At 35.2% G+C, this 2,369-nt stretch carries 2 protein-coding genes; both read right to left on the bottom strand.

All coding sequences use genetic code 11. The annotated features are described in order from the left end of the window. On the bottom strand, positions 1–408 hold a 408-nt coding region (locus AC1DUW_RS26150; RefSeq protein WP_477643854.1), incomplete at its 3' end, for an ATP-binding cassette domain-containing protein. 209 nt (positions 409–617) lie between these two features. Next, entirely contained in the window at positions 618–1,793 is a 1,176-nt protein-coding gene (locus tag AC1DUW_RS26145) for an acyl-CoA dehydrogenase family protein (protein WP_477643853.1), read from the bottom strand. Positions 1,794–2,369: the final 576 nt, after the last annotated feature.

The following is a 2,369-nucleotide window of genomic DNA, read 5'->3' as shown; positions in this document are numbered from 1 at the left end:
CAGTTCGTAGGGATACCGTTCTAAATATTCGGGACCCATATCAACGAGCTGCAACAATTCTAGCGCACGTTCTTTTTTCTCTTGATCACTCCATTTAAGTAGTTTTGGAACGAGGGTGATATTTTCAAGAATCGTCATATGAGGGAAAAGACCAATTTGTTGAATTACATACCCGATCTGTCTTCTAAGCTCGACCGGATCCTTTTCCATTATATTTTCTCCATTTATGAGTATCTTACCTTCGGACGGTTCAATCAGGCGATTAATCATTTTCATTGTCGTTGTTTTCCCACAGCCACTCGGACCAATGAAACAGATGAACTCCCCTTTTTTTATATCAAGTGTTATATTCTTTACAGCTTTCTTCCCTCCCTTATAGACTTTCGATACATTTTCAATTTTTAACACGACAAGCACCTCCATCATTCGCATACAATTACAAATTTTACAAGTTCATTTCGCTTTTATATGCACAGTCTCTTATACCCATACGATAAAATATTAAACCTTTTATTAAAATAAACTAGTTCAATGTAATTACATTGAAAAAATGGAAAGAAAAAAACTACCTCATTTTAATTAAGGTAGTTAATAGATTTTAAGTTATTAAAATTGAATTAAAACCCGATATTTTTAGCGATGAGGGTTTTCACTATTTCATCTGACCCTGTATAGAATGCTGTCACAGGAATGTCTCGATGACGCCGGGCAATTTTATAATCACCCATATTTCCGTACCCATCATGTAACTGCATGCACTTTTCAGATATTCGCTTTGACATCTCCGTAATCCAATATTTAGCCATCGATACTTCAGTTATGATATTCTCCCCATTCATATGTTTACAGATCAAACCATCAACAAACGTTCTACCCAGCTGAATATCGGTCGCTATTTCAGCAATGGTAAACTGTGCGTTATTAAATTTACTTATTTTCTTACCAAATGCTTTTCGTCCTTTTATAAAATTCATCGTTAAGTGGAGCATGTCCTTAGCTGCCATTAAAGACCCAATCGCACACATAAGTCTTTCCTGCTGCAGTTTTTGCATTATATATGAAAGGCCCTTCCCTTCCTCTCCAAGGATGTTCCCAACAGGAACTGAAGCATCATCGAAAAATAGTTCGGCTGTTTCTGAGCTATTCTGGCCTGCTTTTTCAAGCTTTCTGCCTCGTGTAAGCCCTGGCGTATCTTTATCAATGAGCAACAAACTGATTCCATCATTGGAAGGAACAGCATCAAGATCAGTTTTACATGCTACAATCAATAAGTCAGCTTTAAAGCCATTTGTGATAAACGTTTTGGCTCCATTGACAATATAATACCCATCTTTCTTGATGGCTGTGGTTTGGATATTTGCTAATTCTGAACCCATTCCTGGCTCTGTCATTGCAAAGGCAGAAATCATTTCTCCTGAAATGAACTTGGGTAAATACCTTTGTTTTTGATCTATTGTTCCGAATGAAGCAATATACGGGGCCACAACATCAGAATGAATTGAAATTCCTACTAAGGCTGATCCAACCATTTCCAATTCCTCTGCCAGAACAACTGAATACCCAAAATCTGCTCCTACACCACCGAATTCCACATCAAGCCATGGACATAAAAATCCATTATCCCCAATCTTTTTCCAAAATGAGCGAGGTACTTCCCCCTCTTTTTCCCACTGATCATAAAAGGGGATAGCTTCCTTGTCGAGAAATTCACGAATTGATTGTTTAAATAATAAGTGTTCTTCTGTGAGGAAGGAACGTGAATCATTCTTATTGAACGCCATCGTGTTAACCATGGGTTAACCTCCATTCGCTAATGATTTTGTTGAGATACATCAATGTGAAATATCTTGTAATCCACAACCATGATCAAGATAAACAGGTTAAATATATAGATGTAAACGGTTACAATAATAAAAATCATCAAACTGTCAAAATGGCCCATAATATTCATGTTCAACAAAAGTATTGAATTCCCTTTTAAAAATCTATTTTTCACCATTTTAAATTCATTTTTGATTATATTATTTGAAAAGCTATCCGATTTAAGAAAATGATGATTGATACTTAACTGCTTAAATATGGGTTAATCTTGTATTCTGACGAGGTTATTTTTGTAATATTACTTGTCTTAATTTAAGATTTGATTGAAAAAATCAATCTAATAATGGGAAACCCGTATTGAAAGTAGAAGTAAATCCCAGATTCGTGCCACCTTACTTTTTACAAGTATTTTTTCTTTATCTCCAATTTTTTTTGATTTTTCCGAATCATTTTTTTGATCATCATTATCGCTTTGGCTATTTTGGTGTTGTGTGTTGAAGCCAATGACAAGGCAGTCTCATTAGAAAATATAATTTATGGTAGGGTTC

The organism is Peribacillus sp. P4_C12 (assembly GCF_056402095.1).
This window is presented reverse-complemented; position numbering and strand designations above follow the sequence as displayed.

Coding starts and splice junctions, on each gene's coding strand:
- AC1DUW_RS26145 (WP_477643853.1), bottom strand. CDS start 1,793: ATGGTTAACACGATGGCGTTCAATAAGAATGATTCACGTTCCTTCCTC.